Raw genomic sequence first — 586 nt, forward strand, 5'->3', positions numbered from 1 at the left:
ACCAGGGCCACCGATCAACACGACATTCTGCGCGCCGTCGATGAACGCGCAGCTGTGGAGTTGGCGCACCGTGGCTTCGTTGATCTCACTGGCGTGGAAATCGAAACCTGCCAGATCCTTGTAGGCTGGGAACCGTGCGGCTTTCATGTGGTAGGCGATGGAACGCACCTCCCGTTCTGCCATCTCGGCCTTCAGCAGTTGCGTCAGGATGGGGATGGCGGCCTCAAAGGCGGGAGCACCTTGCTCAATCAGATCGGTGACGGCCTGCGCCATTCCATACATCTTGAGACTTCGCAGCATGATGACGATGGCAGCACTGGCGGGGTCATGACGCATGACGGCCTCCGGTGCTGCGGGCGCGCAGGTCGTCATAGCGTTCGACATTGGCCTTGGGTTCATGGCGCAGGAGCAGGGTCTGCGGTGTGCTGATGGTCGGCCCGTCGGTCGGCTTACCATCGATCAGGCGATGCAGGATGTTCAGGACATGGGTTTTGGTTGCCACGCCGTCGGACAGGGCCAGTTCGACGGCGGCCAGCACCGCCTGCTCGTCGTGCTGCAGGACCAGGGCCAGGATATCGACCATGTC

Annotated in this window: 1 protein-coding gene and 1 pseudogene; both read right to left on the bottom strand. The window is 61.9% G+C overall.

Translation table 11 applies throughout. The features are described from left to right. Positions 1-336 (bottom strand): ATP-binding protein (locus tag ACODSP_RS28215; RefSeq protein WP_488968826.1); only part of this gene is annotated, 336 nt, incomplete at its 3' end. Then, positions 326-586: pseudogene (locus ACODSP_RS28220) on the bottom strand (IS21 family transposase); the annotation flags it as partial. The gene ACODSP_RS28215 and the pseudogene ACODSP_RS28220, both read right to left, overlap by 11 nt.

Source organism: Niveispirillum sp. FG156, assembly GCF_057809555.1.